Annotated in this window: 20 protein-coding genes; 3 read left to right on the top strand and 17 right to left on the bottom strand. The window is 70.0% G+C overall.

Going from position 1 to position 19,853, the window contains the following annotated elements; translation table 11 throughout:
• Positions 1-68: 68 nt before the first annotated feature.
• From HBB12_RS26820 to HBB12_RS26780, 9 genes are all read right to left on the bottom strand, one after another.
• Positions 69-479 carry a cupin domain-containing protein gene (locus HBB12_RS26820; protein WP_236992149.1) on the bottom strand — a complete coding sequence of 137 codons (411 nt, stop codon included), beginning with the start codon at positions 477-479 and terminating at the stop codon, positions 69-71.
• Between the two features lie 371 nt (positions 480-850).
• Positions 851-1,093 carry a hypothetical protein gene (locus tag HBB12_RS26815; RefSeq protein ID WP_236992148.1) on the bottom strand — a complete coding sequence of 81 codons (243 nt, stop codon included), beginning with the start codon at positions 1,091-1,093 and terminating at the stop codon, positions 851-853.
• Between the two features lie 75 nt (positions 1,094-1,168).
• Positions 1,169-1,816: a TetR/AcrR family transcriptional regulator gene (locus HBB12_RS26810; RefSeq protein WP_236992147.1), complete on the bottom strand. Its 648-nt coding sequence runs from the start codon at positions 1,814-1,816 to the stop codon at positions 1,169-1,171.
• 100 nt (positions 1,817-1,916) lie between these two features.
• The gene (pcaDC, locus tag HBB12_RS26805) at positions 1,917-3,098 is read right to left on the bottom strand and encodes a bifunctional 3-oxoadipate enol-lactonase/4-carboxymuconolactone decarboxylase PcaDC (protein WP_236992146.1); all 1,182 of its coding nucleotides are present in this window, start codon (positions 3,096-3,098) and stop codon (positions 1,917-1,919) included.
• Between the two features lie 12 nt (positions 3,099-3,110).
• Entirely contained in the window at positions 3,111-4,469 is a 1,359-nt protein-coding gene (locus HBB12_RS26800) for a class-II fumarase/aspartase family protein (protein WP_236992145.1), read from the bottom strand.
• Between the two features lie 4 nt (positions 4,470-4,473).
• Positions 4,474-5,307: a 3-oxoadipate:acetyl-CoA acetyltransferase gene (locus tag HBB12_RS26795; RefSeq protein ID WP_236992144.1), complete on the bottom strand. Its 834-nt coding sequence runs from the start codon at positions 5,305-5,307 to the stop codon at positions 4,474-4,476.
• 345 nt (positions 5,308-5,652) lie between these two features.
• A complete protein-coding gene (pcaG, locus tag HBB12_RS26790; RefSeq protein WP_236992143.1) occupies positions 5,653-6,288 on the bottom strand; it encodes a protocatechuate 3,4-dioxygenase subunit alpha in 636 nt (211 codons plus the stop codon).
• A 4-nt stretch (positions 6,289-6,292) separates the two neighbouring features.
• Complete coding sequence (pcaH, locus tag HBB12_RS26785) at positions 6,293-7,021, bottom strand: protocatechuate 3,4-dioxygenase subunit beta (protein ID WP_236992142.1); 729 nt, start codon at positions 7,019-7,021, stop codon at positions 6,293-6,295.
• Between the two features lie 131 nt (positions 7,022-7,152).
• Positions 7,153-7,965 (bottom strand): IclR family transcriptional regulator, encoded by an 813-nt coding sequence (locus tag HBB12_RS26780; protein ID WP_236992141.1) that lies wholly within the window; start codon positions 7,963-7,965, stop codon positions 7,153-7,155.
• Between the two features lie 101 nt (positions 7,966-8,066).
• On the opposite strand from HBB12_RS26780, the gene HBB12_RS26775 reads away from it, so the two are divergent.
• Positions 8,067-8,969, top strand: coding sequence for a DMT family transporter (locus HBB12_RS26775; RefSeq protein WP_236992140.1), 903 nt, complete (start codon positions 8,067-8,069; stop codon positions 8,967-8,969).
• Positions 8,970-9,288: 319 nt separating this feature from the next.
• Here HBB12_RS26775 and HBB12_RS26770 read toward each other — a convergent pair whose 3' ends face one another.
• Both HBB12_RS26770 and HBB12_RS26765 read right to left on the bottom strand, forming a co-directional pair.
• Complete coding sequence (locus HBB12_RS26770) at positions 9,289-10,914, bottom strand: alpha-D-glucose phosphate-specific phosphoglucomutase (RefSeq protein ID WP_236992139.1); 1,626 nt, start codon at positions 10,912-10,914, stop codon at positions 9,289-9,291.
• Between the two features lie 109 nt (positions 10,915-11,023).
• Complete coding sequence (locus HBB12_RS26765; protein WP_442919379.1) at positions 11,024-13,342, bottom strand: bifunctional diguanylate cyclase/phosphodiesterase; 2,319 nt, start codon at positions 13,340-13,342, stop codon at positions 11,024-11,026.
• On the opposite strand from HBB12_RS26765, the gene HBB12_RS26760 reads away from it, so the two are divergent.
• Positions 13,277-13,444, top strand: coding sequence for a hypothetical protein (locus tag HBB12_RS26760; protein WP_236992137.1), 168 nt, complete (start codon positions 13,277-13,279; stop codon positions 13,442-13,444). The genes HBB12_RS26765 and HBB12_RS26760 overlap by 66 nt on opposite strands.
• Before the next feature lie 183 nt (positions 13,445-13,627).
• Positions 13,628-14,176, top strand: coding sequence for an ankyrin repeat domain-containing protein (locus HBB12_RS26755; protein WP_236992136.1), 549 nt, complete (start codon positions 13,628-13,630; stop codon positions 14,174-14,176).
• A 99-nt stretch (positions 14,177-14,275) separates the two neighbouring features.
• Here HBB12_RS26755 and HBB12_RS26750 read toward each other — a convergent pair whose 3' ends face one another.
• From HBB12_RS26750 to HBB12_RS26725, 6 genes are all read right to left on the bottom strand, one after another.
• A complete protein-coding gene (locus tag HBB12_RS26750; protein WP_236992135.1) occupies positions 14,276-15,352 on the bottom strand; it encodes a lysylphosphatidylglycerol synthase domain-containing protein in 1,077 nt (358 codons plus the stop codon).
• Entirely contained in the window at positions 15,349-15,693 is a 345-nt protein-coding gene (locus HBB12_RS26745; protein ID WP_236992134.1) for a (2Fe-2S) ferredoxin domain-containing protein, read from the bottom strand. Before HBB12_RS26745 ends, HBB12_RS26750 begins: the two co-directional genes overlap by 4 nt.
• Positions 15,694-15,830: 137 nt before the next feature.
• Complete coding sequence (locus HBB12_RS26740; RefSeq protein WP_236992133.1) at positions 15,831-17,030, bottom strand: ABC transporter substrate-binding protein; 1,200 nt, start codon at positions 17,028-17,030, stop codon at positions 15,831-15,833.
• Between the two features lie 157 nt (positions 17,031-17,187).
• Positions 17,188-17,604 carry an ABC transporter ATP-binding protein gene (locus tag HBB12_RS26735; protein WP_236992132.1) on the bottom strand — a complete coding sequence of 139 codons (417 nt, stop codon included), beginning with the start codon at positions 17,602-17,604 and terminating at the stop codon, positions 17,188-17,190.
• 101 nt (positions 17,605-17,705) lie between these two features.
• Positions 17,706-18,547 (bottom strand): IS5 family transposase gene (locus tag HBB12_RS26730; protein ID WP_442919318.1). Its coding sequence is split into 2 segments (ribosomal slippage): positions 17,706-18,157 and positions 18,157-18,547, totalling 843 coding nucleotides; the frame shifts between segments, so codons are not numbered across the junction.
• 274 nt (positions 18,548-18,821) lie between these two features.
• A complete protein-coding gene (locus tag HBB12_RS26725) occupies positions 18,822-19,850 on the bottom strand; it encodes an ABC transporter ATP-binding protein (RefSeq protein WP_236992131.1) in 1,029 nt (342 codons plus the stop codon).
• Between the last annotated feature and the right edge of the window lie 3 nt (positions 19,851-19,853).

Raw genomic sequence — 19,853 nt, 5'->3', positions numbered from 1 at the left:
GCTCCCAAGGTGATCGTTTCGCTCCCGATGGCGGCGCACGGGTCGGCGCCGCCGCGGTCGCAGGGCGCTCATGTCGGAGCCGGGACCGGCGTCGCCAGGGGCTTGCCCTTCTGCACCGTGAAGGTCACGAGCAGCCTGGTTGCCTGCGGACCGTTCTTCAGCATGTGCGGCGTGTCCGGCGCCGTCATCCAGGAGAAGCCGGACCTCATCGTCCGCGGTGCCTCGCCCTTGACGCGCAGCTCGCCGACACCGTCCAAGGCGTAGCCCGCTTCGGTGCCCGGATAGGTATGCCAGTCGAGCGTGACGTTCGGCTCGATATCCACGATCACCTGAAGCGTCTCGTAGCCCTCGGCCGGGCCGTCGGTGCGCGCGGTGATCGTCCGCTTGATCCCGCCCGACGGCTGCGCCGAGGCGTCATCCGCTACCAGCCCGAAGGCCGCGCAGATCGCGCAGCCGGTGAAGATCCGCCTGCTCAACATGCCTCCCTCCTCGCGCGTATCGCAGAGCCGTAATGGTGCGGAGCAGACAGTCACGATCGATCATGACTGCTTCGGGCGGAATGTTAAGCGTAATCATTATCTTATATTATAACAATTGATGTTGAATGGATGGAGAAAATAACAGTAATGTCCCCGGGTGTGCCCTGCAATTCGGCCCGCAGGGGAGGTGTCGACGAACACGATCGCTGCCGGGCTGCGCGACGTTGCGCACCGAGTTTCCTCCAAGGGAGCGGAGGCCGCCTCGCCGTTGGGCGACGCGCGGCACCGGACAGGCAACAGGACCCGTCTGCTGTGCGGGGGTCTGTTGCGGTCGTGAATGTCGCAAGGCCGGCGTGCGGAAGCGCGTGCCTTCACCCCTTCTGAGGCCGCAGCACCCCGTCGCTGGTCTTCGGGTCCGGTGCCGGCGCGCTCGGCCGCACGGTGCCGGTCGCGTCGGTGTCGCCGGGGCGGACGCGTTCGGGCAGGGTCTCGTGGGGCGGGGGCATGTTGGGGGTCTGCTCGCGGCTGCGCTGCGGCGTGTCCGTGACCTGCGCCAGAACGGGCGAGGCGGCCAGGACGGCGAGCAGGACGAGGCGGCTGGTGCCCCTGGTCATCGGGCTCTCCTCGATAAAATGGCGTGCAGTCTTATCGGAGTAATGGCCGCGCGCCGGATCCGGTTCCCCGCCGGGTCAGCGCAGCGACAGCATACCGACCACCGCGTCGCCGACCATCCGCTTGTGGCGCGCGCGCAGGTCCGGCGCATCGAGATCGACGGAAAAGATCGCCCCGAAGGTGTGGCGGTTCGAGACGCGGAAGAAGCAGAGCGCGCTGATCATCAGGTGCACGTCGAGGGGATCGACGTCGGCGCGGAAGACCCCGTCGCGCTGGCCCCGGGCGATGATGTCGGTGATGGTCTGGATCACCCCGAGATTGAGCCCGCGGATCGTCTCGGAGCCCGACAGGTGCTCGGCCCGGTGGATGTTCTCGATCGCCACGAGACGGATGAAGTCCGGATGGGCCTCGTCGTATTCGAAGGTGAACTCCACGAGCCGGCGGATCGCCTCGGCAGGGCCCACGTTGCCCAGGTCGAGATCGGCCTCGACCTGGCGGATGTCGGCATAGGCCTTCTCCAGCACCGCGAGGTACAGGCCTTCCTTGCTGCCGAAGTAGTAGTAGATCATCCGCTTCGAGGTGCGGGTGCGCTCCGCGATGGCATCGACCCGCGCGCCGCTGAGCCCGAAGGCCGAGAATTCCTCCGTCGCGACCGTCAGGATGTCGGCCTTGGTCCGCTCGGGATCCTTGGTGCGGGGAGAGGCGCGGGGCGTGACGGCGTCCATGATCGAACAGTTCGGCGGGCAGGGGCGAGGCGGTCGGGACGGTGCTCTACCATCCCGGCCGCCCCGGCGCATCGGCGCAAGGCCGGTTCGTCGCCCCGGCTCAGGCGATCTCGTCGCCCAGCACGTCGCGGGCCCAGCGGAAGGCGCCGTTCGCCGCCGGCACGCCGGCATAGATCGCGGTCTGGATCAGCAGGGCCTGCAATTCCGAGACGGTGACGCCGTTGCGCAGGGCCGGGCGGATATGGAGCTTGAATTCCTCCTCGCGGCCGAGCGCCACCATCATGGCGAGCGTCACGAAGGAACGGGTCTTCCACGGGATGCGCGGGTCGCCCCAGACCTCGCCCCAGGCGGTACGGGTGATGAAGTCCTGCCACGGCCCGGCGAAGTCGCCGGCCGCCGCGAGCGAGCGCTCGACATGGGCCTCGCCGAGCACGCTCTTGCGGTTGGCGAGCCCCGTCTCGAACGCCACCGCGCCGGTCGCGGTGTCGGCCGCCTCCCGGTGCCGGTCGAGGAAGCCGAGGAGATGGGCGGCGGTGGCCGCCGGCTGCTCGACGGACAGGAGATGGGCGGCGTTCGGCAGCACCACCAGCTCGGCGTGGCGGATGCCGTCGCAGATCTCCTGCGCCATGGCGGGCGGCGTCGCCGGGTCGTCGCGGCCGGCGATGACCAGGGTCGGCGCGGTGATGCGGTTCAGCACCGGGCGCAGGTCCATGCGGCCGATGGCGTTGCAGCACACCGCGTAGCCGGCGGAATCCGTCCCCGTGAACTGCCCGCGCACCGGCGCCACGGCGTCGGGGGCCTTGGCCGGGAAATCGGGCGTGAACCAGCGGGTCATCGTCGCCTCGACGATCGCCGCCGTGCCCTTCTCGCGCACCAGGGCGGCGCGCTCGTTCCACGACGCCTCGCTCGGCATGAAGGCGGCGGTCGCCATCAGGGTCAGGCTGATCACCCGGTCGGGATGGCGGCTCGCCGCCGCCTGGCCGGTCATGCCGCCGAGCGACAGGCCGACCACGTGGGCGCGGGGGATGTGAAGCGCGTCGAGGAGGCCGATCAGGTCCTCGGCCAGGTCCTCGACCTCGATGCGCTCGTCGCGCACCTGCGAGGCGCCGTGGCCGCGCGTGTCGTAGCGCAACACCCGGTAGCGGCCGCGCAAGTGAGGCACCAGCGGGTCCCACATCGCCAGCGAGGTGCCGAGGGAGTTGGAGAACACCACCACCGGCGCACCGCTCGGGCCGGACAGCTCGTAGTTCAGAAGGGTACCGTTGGCCTCGATCCGGGGCATGGGAACCTCAGGTTATGCGGAATGCAGGAAGGCGGCGAGGCGGGAGACTTCCGCCAGCGCCCGGTCGGCGGTGCGGGCCCCCGCCCGGATGGCGGGGGTCAGATCGAAGGCGGCGTCCAGATCGGCGTCGGCCGTTTCGGGCCGGGCGCGCAAGACCTCCCGGAGCGAGCCCTGCCCGTCGCGCACCGCGCCGGCGGCCTCTTCCACCAGGGCATGGGCGGCTTTGGCGCCGATCACCGGGCTGAGCCGGCTCGCCGCCGCATCGGCGAAGAGCAGGCCTTGCGTCACGTCGAGGTTCCGGCGCATCCGCTCGGGATCGGGCACCAGCCCCTGTGCCAACCCGCGCGCCTCGCGCAACGCGCCCGAGGCGAGGCCGAACAGGGTCGGCAGGGCGTGCCACTCGGCGTGCCAGGCGCCGGCCGGGCGCTCGTGGGCCGCGGCCATCCCGTCGAGCAGGGTCAGGCTGGTGCCCTTGGCGGCGCCGAAGGCGGAGAGGATCACCGTCGAGGAGACGGGGTTGCGCTTGTGCGGCATCGCCGAGGAGCCGCCGCGGCCCGGCACGTAGGGCTCGGCCACCTCGGCGACCTCGGTGGTGGCGAGATGCGCGACGTCGGTGGCGAACTTGGCGAGCGCCCCCATCAGCAGGGCGAGCCACGAGCCGGTCTCGGCGATGCGGGCGCGCCGCGTGTGCCAGGGCGCGAGGTCGGGATGGAGACCGAGCGCGGCGGCAAAGCCGTCGCCCACCGCTTCCGCTTTCTCGCCGAGGCCGGCGAGCGTGCCGACGGGACCGCCCAGCGAGGCGGTGAGCACCCGATCGCGCAGGGCCGGCAGCAGGGCCGCCACCTCCGCGATGCCGAGTGCCCAGATCGCCGCCTTGAAGCCGAACGTGACCGGTGCCGCGTGCTGGCCGTAGGTGCGGCCGACGCACGGCGTCTCGCGATGGTGACGGGCGAGGCCCGACAGCCCCTCGATGATCGCCCTCAGGTCGGCGGCGACGAGGTCGAGGGCGTCGCGGACCTGGAGCACCAGGGCCGTGTCGGCGATGTCCTGGGTGGTGGTCGCCTTGTGGAAGGCGGGCTCCAGCTCCGGCGGCAGCGCGCCCTGCACCGCCTTGACGAAGGGGATCACCGGCACGCCCGAGACGGCGGTGCGCCGGCCGAGCGCGGCGGGGTCGAGCGCCGTCGACCGGACCGCCTCGATGGCGGCGCTGAGGGAGGCCGGCACCAGGCCGGCCTGGCTCTGCGCCCGCGCCAGGGCCGCCTCGGCCCGCAGCATCGCCGCCACCCGGGCCTCGTCGGCGAAGACGGCGCGCATCGCGTCCGTGGCGAAGAGGGGCCCGAGCAGGGCGGAGTCGAGGGCCGAGAGCGTCATCGGATCAGGCCACGGGCTTGAGATGGAGGAGGGCGCGGGCCTCCGCCGGGGTCGCGACCTTGCGGTTGTGGCGGGTCACCATCTCGGCGGCCAGCGACACCAGCTCGGCGTTGCTCGCCGCCAGCCGGTCCTTGGTCACCCGGACGTTGTCCTCGAGGCCGGTGCGGACCGCATCGGCCCCGCGGGAGAGCGCCCAGCCCATGACGCGGGCCTGCTCGCGGCCGATGCCGGCGGCGGTCCAGGTCGCGCCCGGGATCACCCGGCGGGTCTCGGCGAGCAGGATGTCGAGCAGGTGCTCGTCGGCCGGCATCGCGTTCTTCACGCCCATCACGAACTGGACGTGCGGATGGGCGTCCATCAGCCCCTCCTCGATCAGCCTCTTGGCGCCGTGGATGTGCGAGAGATCGAAGATCTCGATCTCGGGCCGGATACCGTTCTTGTGCATCGTGCCGGCGAGGTCGTTCACCAGCGTCGCGTGGTTCTCGTAGACGATGCTCGGGAAGTTGACGGAGCCGGTCGAGAGCGAGGCCATGTCGGGCCGGTGCACCAGCGAGAGCCCGCGCGCGCTCGGGTCGCGGCCGCGGCCGCCGGTCGAGAACTGCACGATCATGCCGGGGCACGCTTTGCGCACGCCCTCCTGCACGGCCGCGAACTTGTCGGGGTCGGAGGAGGGCGACTCGTCGTCGTTGCGGACGTGGATGTGGACGAGGGTGGCGCCGGCCTCGAAGGCCTGGTGCGTCGATTCGATCTGCTCGGCGACGGTGGTCGGCACCGCCGGGTTGTCCTTCTTGCGCGGGACCGAGCCGGTGATCGCGACTGCGATGACGACGGGGTTCATGGGGGTCTCCTGGGTTGTTCGAATTTGCTTGTCGTGACGTTCCACCCTCCGAGTCATTCCGGGGCCGCGTAGCGGAGCCCGGAATCCAGACACTCAGGTGTTTCAGAAGAAGGCAGAACGATCACCGCTCCATCCTGAACGTCCCGCGGTTCTGGATTCCGGGCTCTCGCCTGCGGCGAGCCCCGGAATGACCTGGAGGGCTTCAAACCCTGATGCTTCGTTCTCGTATTTCCGAACGCCTCATACGGTTTCCGATAGATCGCTTCGCGATGCGGAAACCGGCTTCGCTCAGGCGCCGCGCGGGCTGATGATACGGCTTCCGGAAGGAATCTTCCGGAAGCCGTATCACACGTCGAAGAACACGGTCTCGTTCGGCCCCTGCAAGTAGATGTCGAAGACGTAGACCGCCTTCCCATCCCGCTCCTCGCGCTTCGCCAGCAGGCTGTCGCGCAACGGCCCGCGCTCGACGAGGTTCAGCACCGGGTCGTCGGCATTGGCCGCGGCTTCGTCGGCGAAGTAGAGCCGGGTCTGGAGGCCGATATTGATGCCGCGGGCGGCGATCCAGAGATTGACGTGCGGCGCCATCGCGCGGTGGCCTTTGCGGCCTTCGACCGGGCCGGGCTTCACCGTCTCGAAGAACCACACGCCCGTCTCGAAATCCGAGCCGGTGCGGCCCCAGCCCCGAAACGTCTCGTCGAGGGGCTTGCCCTCCTGGCGGTCGGCCGGGTGGTTGTAGCGGCCCGCAGAATTGGCCTGCCAGATCTCCAGGAAGGCGTCGCGCACCAGCGAGCCGGCGCCGTCGAAGACCCGGCCCTCGATCCGGATGCGCTCGCCCTTCGTGTCCGGACCGGTCAGGACGTTGGTGAAGTTGGTCTCGAAGATGTCGAACCCGGCCTGGTGCGGGATCAGCCCGATATGCACGTAGGGCCCGGCGGTCTGGGACGGGGTCTCCTGGAGACGGACGGGAAGCGGCTGGACCATCGTCTCAGTTCCCCTGAAGCTTGTTCTCGAACACCGTCTGCTGGCGGCCGCGCAGCACGATGTCGAACTTGTAGGCGAGCATGTCGAGCGGCACCGCGGCGCCGAGGTCGAGGGGGGCGATCAGGCGCTCGGCGGCCGAGCGGTCGGGGATGCCGAGCACCATCGGGTCGCGCCAGATCAGCGGGTCGCCCTCGAAATACATCTGGGTGATGAGGCGCTGGGCGAAGCCCGAGCCGAACACCGAGAAGTGGATATGTGCCGGGCGCCAGGAATTGAGGTTGTTGCGCCAGGGATAGGGCCCGGGCTTGATCGTGCGGAAGTAGTAGAAGCCGTGCTCGTCGGTGATCGTCCGGCCGCAGCCGCCGAAATTCGGGTCGATCGGCGCGAGGTAGCGGTCGTTGCGGTGGCGGTAGCGCCCGCCGGCATTGGCCTGCCAGAACTCGACCAGGGTGTGGGGGATGCCGCGCCCGTTCTCGTCGCGGACATGGCCGTGGACGAAGATCCGCTCGCCGATCGGCTCGCCCTCGCGGGCGTAGTTGAGGATCAGGTCGTTATCGAGGGCCCCAAGTTCGGAATGGCCGAAGGTCGGGCCGGTCACCTCCGACAGGGAGGATTGCAGCGACAGCATGGCGCGACGCGGCGAGCGCAGCACGCTCGTCTTGTAGTCCGGCGTGAAGGCCGGCGGATGGATCGAGCGGTCCCGTTGCAGGAACTCGCTGTCGGCGTGGGTCATCGTCTCCTCCTGTGCGCTCCTCTCGGAGGCGGGTCGTGCGAGGGTTGATCCTCGGTGGCTCTCGGTGGCCCGGTCGTTCGACGCGCCCGCGGGACTTACCACCGTCCCGGGGCCCGAGCCATGTCGGGGCGTTACCCGGACGTGACGGTGGCCCTGCCGCCGAGCGCTCCGAGATACTCGGAGAAGGCGCCGACCGAGGACAGGTCGGCGGCGGCCGAGATCAGGTCGGGCGCGATCGCGTCGCGCTGCGCCGGCGTGAGGCGCAGGCTCGGGCCGGCGACGCTGAGATTGCCGATCGCCCGCCCGGTCTGCGGATGGACGATGTTGGCCGCCATCGCCGCGGCGCCCGGCGTGTTGGTGTCCTGCACCCAGGCATAGCCCCGGGCGCGGGCCTCGTTCACCAGCGCCATCAGGGCGGCGACCGTGCGCGGCGCGTTGGGGCCGCATTCCTCCGGCACGGCGAGCCCCTGGCGCATGACGAGGCTCAGCGCCTCCTCGTCCGAGAGGCTGGCGAGCCAGGCGATGCCGGTCGAGGTCGTGGAGAGCCGGGCTTCCGTGCCCATGTCGCCGTCGTAGCGCAGGCCGGTGCGGGCGCCCTGCGCCTTCGCCACCCAGACCAGGCGCGGGTAATCGACCACCGCGAGGCGCGCCAGTTCGCCGCTGAGGCCCGCCAGCCGGTCGAGCACCGACTGGGCGATGTCGACGACGCCGGTGCGCGAGAGGTGCTTGAGACCGAGCGTGGCGAACTTGGTGGTGAGGAGATAGCGGCCGGTCTCGCCGTCCTGCACGACGTAATGATGCTCGGTGAGTTCGGCGAGCAGCCGGTGCGCGCCGCTCTTGGGGATATCCAGCGTCTCGGCGATGGTCTGGAGGGGCAACCCGCGCGGATGGTTCGCGAGGAGTTCCACCAGGTCCAGGGCGCGCCGCAGCAGGGAGCCGGCCATCTGTCGTGCTCGAATTCCGCGCTCGCAAATCTGGAACGCAGTTCTGGATTTGAACGGAGTTCCATTCTAAGTCAAGGGAGTGGACAGGAGAGGAATCGGGCATGCGCGGCACGGGCCAGCACGAGACCCTGATCGGCATCGCCCTGATGGTGAGCGCGGTGGCGGGTTTCGCCTCGATCGACGCCTCGGCGAAGTTTTTGAGCGGAACGATGAGCCCGATGCTGATCGTCGCCGTGCGCTACCTCGTCAGCTTCGTGATCGTGGCGGCGTTCCTCGCCGCGCGGCGCGACATCGTCGGGTTGATGCGCACCTGCCGGCCCGGGCTGCAGGTGCTGCGCTCGCTCTGCCTGGTGACGGCGACGATGTGCTCGTTCGTGGCGCTCCGCTACCTGCCGCTGGCACAGGTGACCTCGATCACCTTCGCCTCGCCCCTGGTAGTGGCGCTGATCGCCGGGCCGCTGCTGGGCGAGCGGGTCGGCTGGCGGCGGACGATCGCGGTGCTGGTCGGCTTCTCGGGCGTGCTGGTCGTGAGCCGCCCGGGCGTCTCGGGGATGCATCCGGCGGCGTTGCTCGCCGTGGTGACGGCTTTGGTCAACGGCGTCTACATCGTGGTGACGCGGATGCTCGCCGCGCACGATCCGCCCGAGACCACGATGTTCTATACCGGCCTCGTCGGCTCGGTGCTGACCGCACCGGCCCTGCCGTTCCTGTGGGAGACGCCGGCCGAGCCCTCGACGTGGATCGGCATCGCCTCGGTCGGGTTCTTCGGGGCGCTCGGGCACTGGCTCTTGATTCTGGCGCATCGCCGGGCGCCGGCCTCGACGCTGGCCCCCTTCGCCTACGCCCACCTGCTCTGGGCGGTGCTGCTGGGTTACCTGATCTTCGGCCATCTGCCCGACCGCTGGACGGTGATCGGCGGCGCCATCGTGGCGGCCTCGGGGCTGTACCTGCTCTACCACGAGCGCCCGCGGATCACCCCGCCGGGGGAGGAGGGGGCGGTGTGAGGCGCCACCTCTGAACCCTTCTCCCTCTGCGGAGGGCTGTCCGGGGAAAGACGAGGCGCAGGAGATCCCCTCTCCCCGCGGGCGGGGAGAGGGCTGTGTCATCGTTCAGATGGCACGGCAGGCGCAGCCGGAGCGAGGGTGAGGGGGTGTCTCAGGATGAGGCTCATCCGGCCCCCCCCCTCGCCCTCGCCCTGCGGGCTCGCCGCTCCTCCTGGACGGAGGATCGGCCCTCTCCCCGCCCGCGGGGAGAGGAGGAACCCGCGCCATTTGTTCTCCCCGAACAACTCAGCCCTCTGCGGGGGGAGGGTTCACGCCTGCCCTACGTCACCACCGACGGCTCGGTCCGGCCGGTATGCTGCACGATCCCGGCGATCGCCTCGGCGGCCGCCACGACCGGGGCCAGCATCTCGGCGGTCGGCGCATCGAGCCGGTCCTTCGAGAAGCGCTCGAGATAGACCCTGAGCGTCGCCCCGACCGTCCCGGTGCCCGACAGACGGAAGACCACCCGGGCATCCTCGCGGAACAGGATCCGCACGCCCTGGCGCGCCGTCACCGACCCGTCGACCGGGTCGGTATAGGCGAAGTCGTCCGCGGCCTCGACGGTCAGATCTCCGATACGCTGCCCGGGCAGCCCGGCGAGCTTGTCGCGAAGAGCGGTCATCAATCCTTCGGCGGCGGCGCTCTCCACCTCCTCGTAATCGTGGCGGGCATAGTAGTCGCGGCCGTAAGTCGCCCAATGGTCGCGCACCACCCGGTCGGCGGGTGTCTTCGTCGCGGCGAGCAGGTTGAGCCAGAGCAGGACCGCCCAGAGCCCGTCCTTCTCGCGGACGTGGTTCGAGCCGGTGCCGGCGCTCTCCTCGCCGCAGAGCGTGATCCGCCCGGCATCGAGCAGGTTGCCGAAGAACTTCCAGCCGGTCGGGGTCTCGAAGGCCGGGATGCCGAGCGCGGCCGCGACCCGGTCGGCGGCGCGGCTCGTCGGCATCGAGCGGGCGATGCCGGCAAGGCCCCCGCGATAGCCCGGCGCCAGATGCGCGTGGGCGGCGAGGATCGCCAGGCTGTCGCTCGGGGTGACGAAGAGGCGGGGCGCCACGATCATGTTGCGGTCGCCGTCGCCATCGGACGCCGCGCCGAAATCGGGCGCGTCCGGGCCGGTCATCTCCACCATCAGGTCATGGGCGTGGACCGGGTTCGGATCCGGATGGTGGCCGCCGAAATCGGGCAGGGGCTCGGCATTGACCACCGTGCCGGCCGGCGCGCCGAGGCGCCGCTCCAGGATCTCCACCGCGTAGGGACCCGTCACCGCGCTCATCGCGTCGAAGCGCATCCGGAAGCCGGAGCGGAACAGGGCCGCAACAGCCTCGAAGTCGATCAAGGTTTCCATCAGGGCGGCGTAATCCGCCACCGGATCGATCACCGTGACGGTGGCCTCACCGAGAGCCACGTCGCCGATCGTGTCGAGGTCGATGTCGGCGGCCTCGACGATGCGGTACTCGGTGATCGTCTTGGTGCGGGAAAAGATCGCCTCGGTCACCGGCTCGGGCGCCGGGCCGCCGTTGCGGGCGTTGAACTTGATGCCGAAATCGCCCTCCGGCCCGCCCGGATTGTGGCTCGCCGACAGGACCACGCCGCCGATCGCGCCGTATTTCCGGATCACGCAGGAGGCGGCGGGGGTCGAGAGCAGGCCGCCGCGGCCGACCAGGATGCGGGAAAACCCGTTGGCCGCCGCGATCTTCAGGGTCGTTTGCACCACCTCGCGGTTGAGGAAGCGCCCGTCGCCGCCGACCACCAGGGTCGTGCCGGCCCGATCGGGCAGGCAGTCGACGATCGCCTGGACGAAGTTCTCGACGTAACCGGGCTGGCGGAAGACCGGCACCTTCTTGCGCAGGCCCGACGTGCCGGGCTTCTGGTCGGGAAAGGGCTGCGTGGGGACGGCCTTGACGGTCATGGGGTCTCGTCTCGGTAGAGGGCGGGGCCGGGTGGCCCCTTCCGCCAGGCTTATGCCGCCTCCCGCCACCGCCGGCCAGCCCGTGGGGTCGCAGTTTCGCGACGGTCCCTCACGCCGCCGTCTCGGCGGCGGGCGGCAATCCCATGGTGAGGTGCCGGAACCCCTCGATCGGGCCCGGACGGCCGAACAGGTAGCCCTGCGCCTCGTGGCAGGCCTCGGCCCCCAGGAAGGCGAGCTCGCCGGCGGTCTCGACGCCCTCGGCCAGGACCGGCAGGCCGAGGCCGCGCCCGAGGCCGAGCACGGTGCGCACGATCGTCGCCGCCTGCTCGCTCGAATCGACCGCGCGGGTGAAGGAGGAATCGATCTTGATCTTGTCGAACGGGAAGGCGCGCAGGTTGGACAGGGACGAGTAGCCGGTGCCGAAATCGTCCATGGCGATCCGCACCCCCATCGCCTTGACCCGGCGCAGGGTGGCGAGCGCCCGCGGCAGGTCGCGGATCAGCGCCGTCTCGGTGATCTCGAGTTCGAGCCGGGAGGGAGCGAGGCCGGTGGCGAACAGGACCTCGTGGACCAGCTCCGATAAGCCCGGGGCGTGGAGCTGCACCGCCGAGACGTTGACGGCGATGCGCAGCGGCTTGTCCCACGAGGCCGCCTCGCGGCAGGTCTCGCGCAGCACCCACTCGCCGATCTGCAGGATGCTGCCGGTCTCCTCCGAGATCGGGATGAACCGGTCGGGCGGGACGTTCCCCCGCTCCGGGTGCTGCCAGCGCAGGAGCGCCTCGAAGCCGACCGCCTCGCCGGTGTCGATGCGGGTCTGGGGCTGGTAGACGACCCGCATCTCGCCCCGCTCGACGGCGTGGCGCAGGTCGTGCTCGATCTGGCGCCGCTCGCGGACCTGCACACCCATCCGCGCCTCGTAGAACCGCAGGCGGCCGCGGCCCTCCTGCTTGGCGCGGTAGAGGGCGGTGTCGGCCTGGATCATCAGGGTTTCCGCATCTTCCCCGTCATGGGGATAGAGCGCGATGCCGAGGCTCGCCGCCGCGATGGCGCCCGCCGGCCCGGTCTCAGCCTGGCGCAGGGCCGCCAGGATCGTCTCGCCCAGCGCCTCGGCGCCCGGTGCGTCGAGATTCGGTGCCAGCACGGCGAATTCGTCGCCGCCGAGCCGCGCCAGCATCTGGCCGGGGCTCAGCACCGCGGTGATCGCCGCGCAGACGGTGCGCAGGAGCGCGTCGCCGGCGGCGTGGCCGAACAGGTCGTTGACCTCCTTGAAGCGGTCGAGGTCGGCGCAGAGCACCGCGAGCGGCCGGCCGGCGGCCTGGGCCAGCGCGATCTCCTGCAACAGCCGGGCGTTGAAGCTGGTGCGGTTCGGCGCCCCGGTGAGCGCATCGTGATGGGCGAGGAAGGCGATTCGCGCCTCGGCGCGCTTGCGGGCCCGCAGGTCGCGCACCGCCAGGGCGGCGTGCGGCCGGCCGGCGAAGTCGATGACCCGGCGTATCACCTCGACCGGCACCAGGCTGCCGTCGCGGCGGCGCAGCTGCGCCTCGGGCACCTCAGCGGACCCTGTCGCGGCCGGCTCGACGAGGAGATCCGCGAGGGCGGCGCCGGTCAGCGCGTCGGGCTCGAGGCCGACGAGGTCGGCGAAGCTGTCGTTGACGGTGACGATCCGGTCGCCGTCGCAGACCACCAGCCCCTCGACCGCGGCGTTGGCGAGGCCGCGCATCCGGTCGCCTTCGAGGGCCGAGCGGCGCTCGTCGCGCTGGTGCAGCCACAGGCCGGCGAAGGCCAGGGCCAGGATGGTGATGCTGGCGAGCGCCACCGCCAGGGCGAGGGTCCCCGCCGTCACTGCGGTGCCCGACAGGGCGATGCTCGGATCCGGCACGATCGTGGCCGCCGTCATTGCGGTGAAGTGCAGCCCGCAGATGCTCGCCACCATCAGGCCCGCCCCGGCGAGCTTCACCCGGACCGAGCCGTCCCGCAGGGTGGTGGCGAGCGCCAGGCTCCCGAGCCCGGTCCCGGCGGCCAAAGCCGCCAGGACGAGGCCCAAATTCCAGGTGATCCGGCCGGCGACCTCGAAGGCCGCCATACCGGTGAAGTGCATGGCGCCGACGCCCAGCCCGATCTGCGCGCCGCCGAGCCAGGCGGCCGCCGGCAGGCCCGGCCGCAGGGCGGTCCAGAAGCCGGCCGCCGCCATGCCGATGCCGATCAGCAGGGACAGCCCGGTCAGGCCGAGATCGTAGGCCGAGGCGATGTCAGGCGAGAAGGCCAGCATGGCGATGAAATGCGTCGCCCAGATGCCGGTCCCGCCCGCCAGGGCGGCGGTGGAGAGCCAGAGGCGCCGCTCCCGGCCGGCGCGGAGGCGGGCATGGTCGAGGAGCGTCAAGCTGGTTGCCGCGGCAAGGTTGCATACAACCGCTGCAAGAAAAACCAGCTTGAGGTCGTGATTTCCGGCAATGCACTCGTACAGGGCAGTCACGACGGATGTCTCGCGCTCAAGCTTTTCGTGCGGCTCCAGATGCGCAGGCAGACGTGAACATCCATCCCGAAGCCTGGCCGCTCCCAGCCTTTCCACGCCGAGTGGTGAACGTAATCCTAACCCCGTCCTCGGCGGAAGGCGCTCCGCTCGTCGGCGGCGCTCCCTCTCGCCGACCCTTTCTCTTGGCAGCCGGCCGGTCTGCCCGATATCCGGCACCGACGAGCCATGGATGCGAGCGCGATGCAGAACGACGAGCCCGGCGCGAAGGCGCCGCCGATGCTGGACGAGGACACGATCGCCTTCGCAGGGAGGGTCTTCCAGTATGCCCGACTCGGCCATCACGCGGAGCTGGCCGAACTCTTGGGGATGGGCCTGCCGCCCAACCTGCGCAACGACAAGGGCGACACGCTCCTGATGCTGGCGGCCTATCACGGCCATGTCGAGACGGTGGGCGTGCTGATGGCGCACAAGGCCGATCCGGAGACCGCCAACGACCGCGGCCAGACCCCGCTCGCCGCGGCGGCGTTCAAGGGCGCGATGCCGGTGGTGCTGGCCCTCCTCGACGGCGGGGCCGCGATCGACGGCGCCGGACCGGACGGGCGCACCGCCCTGATGACGGCCGCGATGTTCAACCGCGTCGAGATGGTGGAGACGCTGCTCGCCCGCGGGGCCGACCCGTCCCGCCGCGACGCGAGCGGCCATACCGCCGAGACCGCCGCCCGTGCGATGAACGCCCAGGACACCCCGGACCTGCTGGCCCGGGTGATCGCAGCGGGCGCTGCGCGCTAGAGCATTTTCCGACGAAGTGGGAACCGGTTCGTCGCAGAAAATGCGGCAAAATCAAAGATCTAAGAGAACTTCGCGATTGCAGCGCAATCGTGAAGTGCACTAGACGGCTGGCGGTACCGCCCTCGCCGCCATCAGCCCGCGCCTGGCCTCGATCGCCTGCCAGGCCATCAGCCCCGGTACGCCCAGCACCACGTCCGGCACCCGCTTGACCAGCGAGAGGGCGAGCGCGGTGTGCGGATCGATGCCGAACAGGCCGCCGAGGAGCACGAAACCGCCCTCCTGCACCCCGAGACCGCTCGGGACCGGGAAGGCGGCGGACTTGATCGCCTGGCTCAAGGATTCGAGCACCACCGCCTCGGCCAGCGTCACGCCCTCGATGCCGATGCATTGCAGGGCGATCCAGATCTCCAGGGCGCCGAGGAACCAGGCCGCGAGGTGGAGCAGGAAGCCTTGGGCGAGGGGCCACCAGCGCCGGCGGTCCCAGACCGCGTCGAGGGAGGCCTGCACGCCGCCACCGGCCGGCGCCGTCCCGCCCTCCGCGGCGAAGCGGCGGGCGAGCGCGGTCACCTGGCGCTCGATGAAGGCGGCGCCGCCATAGCGCTGCACCGCGAAGAAGGCGGCGAGCACCACGCCGCTCAGGGCCAGTCCCTTGGCGCACCAGGCCGCCAGGGTCGCGGCCTGCTCGCCCTCGATCTGCGACAGCAGCACGACGCCGGTCAGCGCGAACAGGGCCTGGGTGACGACCTGGAAGAACATGTCGACCAGGATGCCGGCGGCGCTCGCCGCCCCGGTGACACCCCAGAAGGTGAGGAGCCGCGCGCCCAGCACCTCGCCGCCGACCGAGGCGACGGGCAGCAGCACGTTGACGCCCTCGCGCACGAAGCGCAGCAGCACGAACGGGCCGGCGGCGACGCCGACGAGGCCGGTGAGGACCCGGGCCCAGGCGACGCCGCACAGCCCGATGATCGCGACGCGCACCAGCACCACCGCGGCGATACCGAGGATTCCGACGCGCCCGAATGCGTCCGCCACCGCGCCGACGTCGTTGGCGGCGACGAGCCAGAGGGCCAGCACCACGCCGATCGCGGCGCCGAGGAGCGGCACCCGCCGCAGCAGGCGGCGGCCGAGGCTCGGGCGGGTGCCGGACCGTGCCGCGCCGGTTCCGACCGCCGTCACGTCATCGTCTCCCGCCCAGGCAGCAGAGCGTCCAGCATCGCCTCGGGGGCGAGCGCCGGATCGAGCACCAGGAGACGGCCTTCACCGAGGGAGCCGGCGGTGGCGAGCGTCAGGCTGCGCTTCGGGCACAGGCCGAGGCAACCGGTCTCGACCACCCGCACCTTGCGGCCGCGCTGACCCGCCTTGAGGGCGCGTTTCAAACCGCCCCGGACCGCCTTGGCGCCGAGGCCCTGCCGCTTGGCGCACTTGGCGCACACCATCACGATCTCGGCGAAGGGGGCGGCCGCCGTCTTGGCCGCCCCTTGCGCCGGCCCGCGTTTCGTCACCGGCGCCTTGCTCACCGCGTCCCGATCTCCCGTTCCATCACTCGAATCCGAGGCCGGAGTTAACCCCCGGCCGGGACGGGCGCAACGCGGCATGACGCGGCGTCGGGATGCCGCGCCGGCCGGCTCAGCTCTTGCTACACAGCTCCTGCCACTCAGCTCTTGCCGACCAGCGGGCAGCCGCCCTGGTTCATCGGCTTGAACGCCTGGTCGCCGGGAATGGTCGCGAGCTTGTTGTAGACGTCCCAGGGGCCCTTGGACTCGGACGGCTTCTTGACCTCGAACAGGTACATGTCGTGGATCGTGCGGCCGTCGGCTCGGATCATGCCCTTGCCGAAGAGCGGATCGTCGGTCGGGTTGGCCTTCATCCAATCCATCACGATCTTGGGATCCTTCGACTTCGTCGCCGAGACCGCCTTCAGGTAGTGCATCAGCCCGCCATAGACGCCCGCCTGGTTCATGCTCGGCATGGTGCCGTTCGCCCGCTTGGCGAAGCGCTCCGAGAAGGCCCGGGTCCCGTCGTTCAGGTCCCAGTAGAAGGCCTCCGTCAGCACCAGGCCCTTGGCGGTCTCGAGGCCGAGCGCCTTGGCGTCCTGGGCGTAGAACAGCAGGGCCGCGAGCTTCTGCCCGCCCTCGGTGATGCCGAATTCATGCGCCTGCTTGACGGCGTTGATCGTGTCGCCGCCGGCATTCGCCAGCCCGATCACCTTGGCGCCGGAGGCTTGCGCCTGGAGCAGGAAGGACGAGAAGTCGCTCGCCGGGAACGGCACCTTGGCGGAGCCCAGTACCTTGCCGCCATTGCGCGTGACGACCGAAGCGGTCTCGTTCTGCAGCGATTGCCCGAAGGCGTAATCGGCCGTCAGGAAGAACCATGTGTCGCCGCCGCGCTTGACCATGGCGCCGCCGGTGCCGTTCGCCAGTGCATAGGTGTCGTAGGTCCAGTGGACGGTATTGGGCGAGCATTGCGACCCGGTCAGGTCGGTGGTGCCGGCGCCCGAATCGATGAAGATCTTGTTCTTCTCGCGGGTGACCTGGCTGACCGCCAGCGCCACCGACGAGGTCGGCACGTCCAGGATCGCGTCGACGCCGTCCCGGTCATACCATTGCCGCGCGATGCCGGCGCCGATATCCGGCTTGTTCTGGTGATCGGCGGAGACGACCTCGACATGGATGGACTTGTCGATCGCCGCGAAGTCTTCCACCGCGAGCTGCGCCGCGGCGACCGACCCTTTGCCGCCGATATCGGAGTAGACCCCCGACATATCGTTCAGCACGCCGACCTTGATGGTGGTCTGAGCCGAGGCGGAGGCAGCCGACAGCACCAGGCAGCCGGCGGACAACAGCAGCCGTTTCATGGAATTCAAGACATCCTCCCGGTGACGATTGTTATCGCCACAGGAGGGGCTAACGGAGGAGGTCCGTCAAGCGTGCCGGTCCACCTCGCCACGCCGGAGCCCGACCGGCGGCTCGACGATCACTCGAAGGCGGCGCGTTTGCTGCGATCCACCGGCCTCACGTCCGGCGCGGGCGGAGCGGCCCGAAGAAGCCGGTCCATTCCATGCCCAGGGCCTGCGCGCGTTCGGCCAGCACGCCGGGCGCCGACAGCAGGCCCGGTACCGGCGACGACAGGATCTCCGGAGCATTCAGCAGGCGTCCGACCTGTCGCCCTCGCCACCAGACCAGCCCGAACAGCAGGGCGAGCATCAGGATCAGGCCCCATGTGACGAGGGACTGCCCGTACAGATAGACGCCGTAGGGAGGCGCGAGGGCCGTCCCGAGCCGCGACAGGCCGATGCAGACGATCGGGAGCAGGATCAGGAAGCCCAGCAGCTCCAGGGGCAGCCGGCGGATGACGCGGAGGGCGGCGTTCAGGTCCTCGACCGACACCGCGTCGAGCGATAGTCTTTCAGGATTCGTCACCTGCGTCATGGAGCCTCCAGGTCTCGGATCTGCCTTCGATCATGCCCCCGCATCGGACCGGGAGGCAATGGTCCATGAGGGGGGGGCTTTCTCTCAGTGTCTGTCCGGGATCATGCTGATTGTTGGCAGAGTTTTCTGAGCATGATGCGGATGGAAGCAAGGCGCAGGAAAGCCAGCGCCTTGCGGGTGTGGCACTCCCAATCCTTCGCCAGCCGCCGGCAGCGATTGAGCCAACCAATCGTCCGCTCCACGATCCAGCGCTTGGGCAGGGCCTCGAACCCGACCGCCTGATCCGACCGCTTGACGATTTCCACCGTCACAGACCGGCAGACCCGTTCCAATGCCTCCCGGAACACCGGCCCCTGGTAGCCGCCATCTGCATACAGCTTCAGCAGGAACGGGTAGAGACTAAACAGCGTCGCCATGACCCATACGCCGCCATCACGATCCTGCACGTCGGCCGGATGCACCAGAGCATGCATCAGCAGACCTTGCGTATCGACGAGGAGATGGCGCTTCTTGCCTTTGATCTTCTTGCCCGCATCATAGCCGGACGGGTCGATCGTGCGCCCCCTTTTTCCGCGCTCTTGACGCTCTGGCTGTCAATGATCGCTGCCGTTGGGCTGGCCTCACGTCCTGCCTGTTCGCGGCAGAGAACGTAGAGGGTGTGATGGATGCGCAGGAGAGTTCCGTCGTAATCCCATAGATCGAAGTAGCCATGCACCGTCGAGCGAGGCGGTAGATCTTTTGGGATAGCGCGCCATTGGCACCCCGTTCCAAGGACATACATCAAGCCGTTGACCACCTCGCGCAGATCAACCGTTCGTTTGTTTCCCCCGCGTCGAGCCGGCGGGAGAAGGGGAGCAACAAGCGCCCATTCCTCATCCGTCAAATCAGTGGGATAGCGAAGCTTGCTGCGGTCGTACCGCTGGCGGTTCTCAGGCGTCCACATCGCTCAAGCATACGCCTGTCGGCGCGAACCGCAACGCGCTCCGAAAAAACAAATTCTTCCCGGACAGACTCTCAGCAGAATTCGCAAAAGCGGCCGCCGGTTCTGCGACAACAAATGTGCGACCGAACGAGAGCCCGAGCGAACGACGCGTTGCACGCTAGAGCACTTCACGATCGCGCTGCAATCGCGAAGCTCTCTAGGTCTTTGTTTTTGCCGCATTTTCTGCGACGAACCGGCATCCACTTCGTCGGAAAATGCTCTAACGCCAATCTGCTTAAGCCCGCATCTCCCCCGTCCCATCCTCACCCACGCGCACGCACCGTGCCGCATGCCCCGGCGCCACCGCCACCCGCGCCGGCAGGCCTTCGCGGCAGGCCGGCACCACGAGGCCGCAGCGGGGTTCGAACGGGCATCCGGGGGGCGGGTCGGCGAGGTCGGGCGGCGAGCCCGGGATGGTCGGCAGCCGCACGCCGCGCGGTGAATCCGGCGTGATGCGGGAGGCGAGCAGGCCCCGCGTATAGGGATGGGCCGGGGTGCCGATGACCTCGCCGCTCGCCCCGACCTCGACGAGGTGGCCGCCATACATCACCGCCACCCGGTCGGCGACCTGAACCGCCACGCCGACATCGTGGGTGACGAAGATCACCGCGAGGCCGAGGTCGCGCTGCAACTCGCGCAGGAGCAGCAGGATCTGGATCTGCACCGTGGCGTCGAGCGCCGTGGTCGGCTCGTCGGCCAGCAGCACCTTCGGCCGGCAGGCGAGCGCCAGCGCGATCATCGCCCGCTGGCGCATGCCGCCGGACAATTCGTGCGGGTAGGCGTCGAGCCGGCGGGCCGGCGAGGGGATGTGGACGCGCTCGAACAGTTCCAGCGCCCGGGCCCGCCCGGCGGCGCGGGAGACGCCCTCGTGGCGCATGACGGCCTCGGCGATCTGGTCGCCGATGCGGTAGACCGGATCGAGGGCGAGGCCCGGATCCTGGAAGATCATCGCGACCGTACCGCCGCGATAGGCCGAGAGCGCCTTCGGCTTCAGCGAGAGCACGTCGTGGCCGTCGACCCGCAGGTGCCCGCCGATGCGGGTGCGGGATTCCGGCAGGAGCCGCATCAGGGCCCGCAGGGTCACGGACTTGCCGGAGCCGGATTCGCCGAGCAGGGCCAGGGCCTCGCCGGCGCGGATCGAGAAATCGACCCCGCCGACCGCCCGGACGGCTTTTCGGCCGCCGAGGAAGTCGACCGTGAGGTCGCGGACCTCGATCAGGGCGTCGGAGGTGGCGGTGTCGCTCGTGCGCAGGGGTGCGTTCATGAT

The sequence above is a fragment of the Methylobacterium sp. SyP6R genome, from assembly GCF_019216885.1.
In the GTDB taxonomy this organism is placed as follows: Bacteria; Pseudomonadota; Alphaproteobacteria; order Rhizobiales; family Beijerinckiaceae; genus Methylobacterium.
This window is presented reverse-complemented; position numbering and strand designations above follow the sequence as displayed.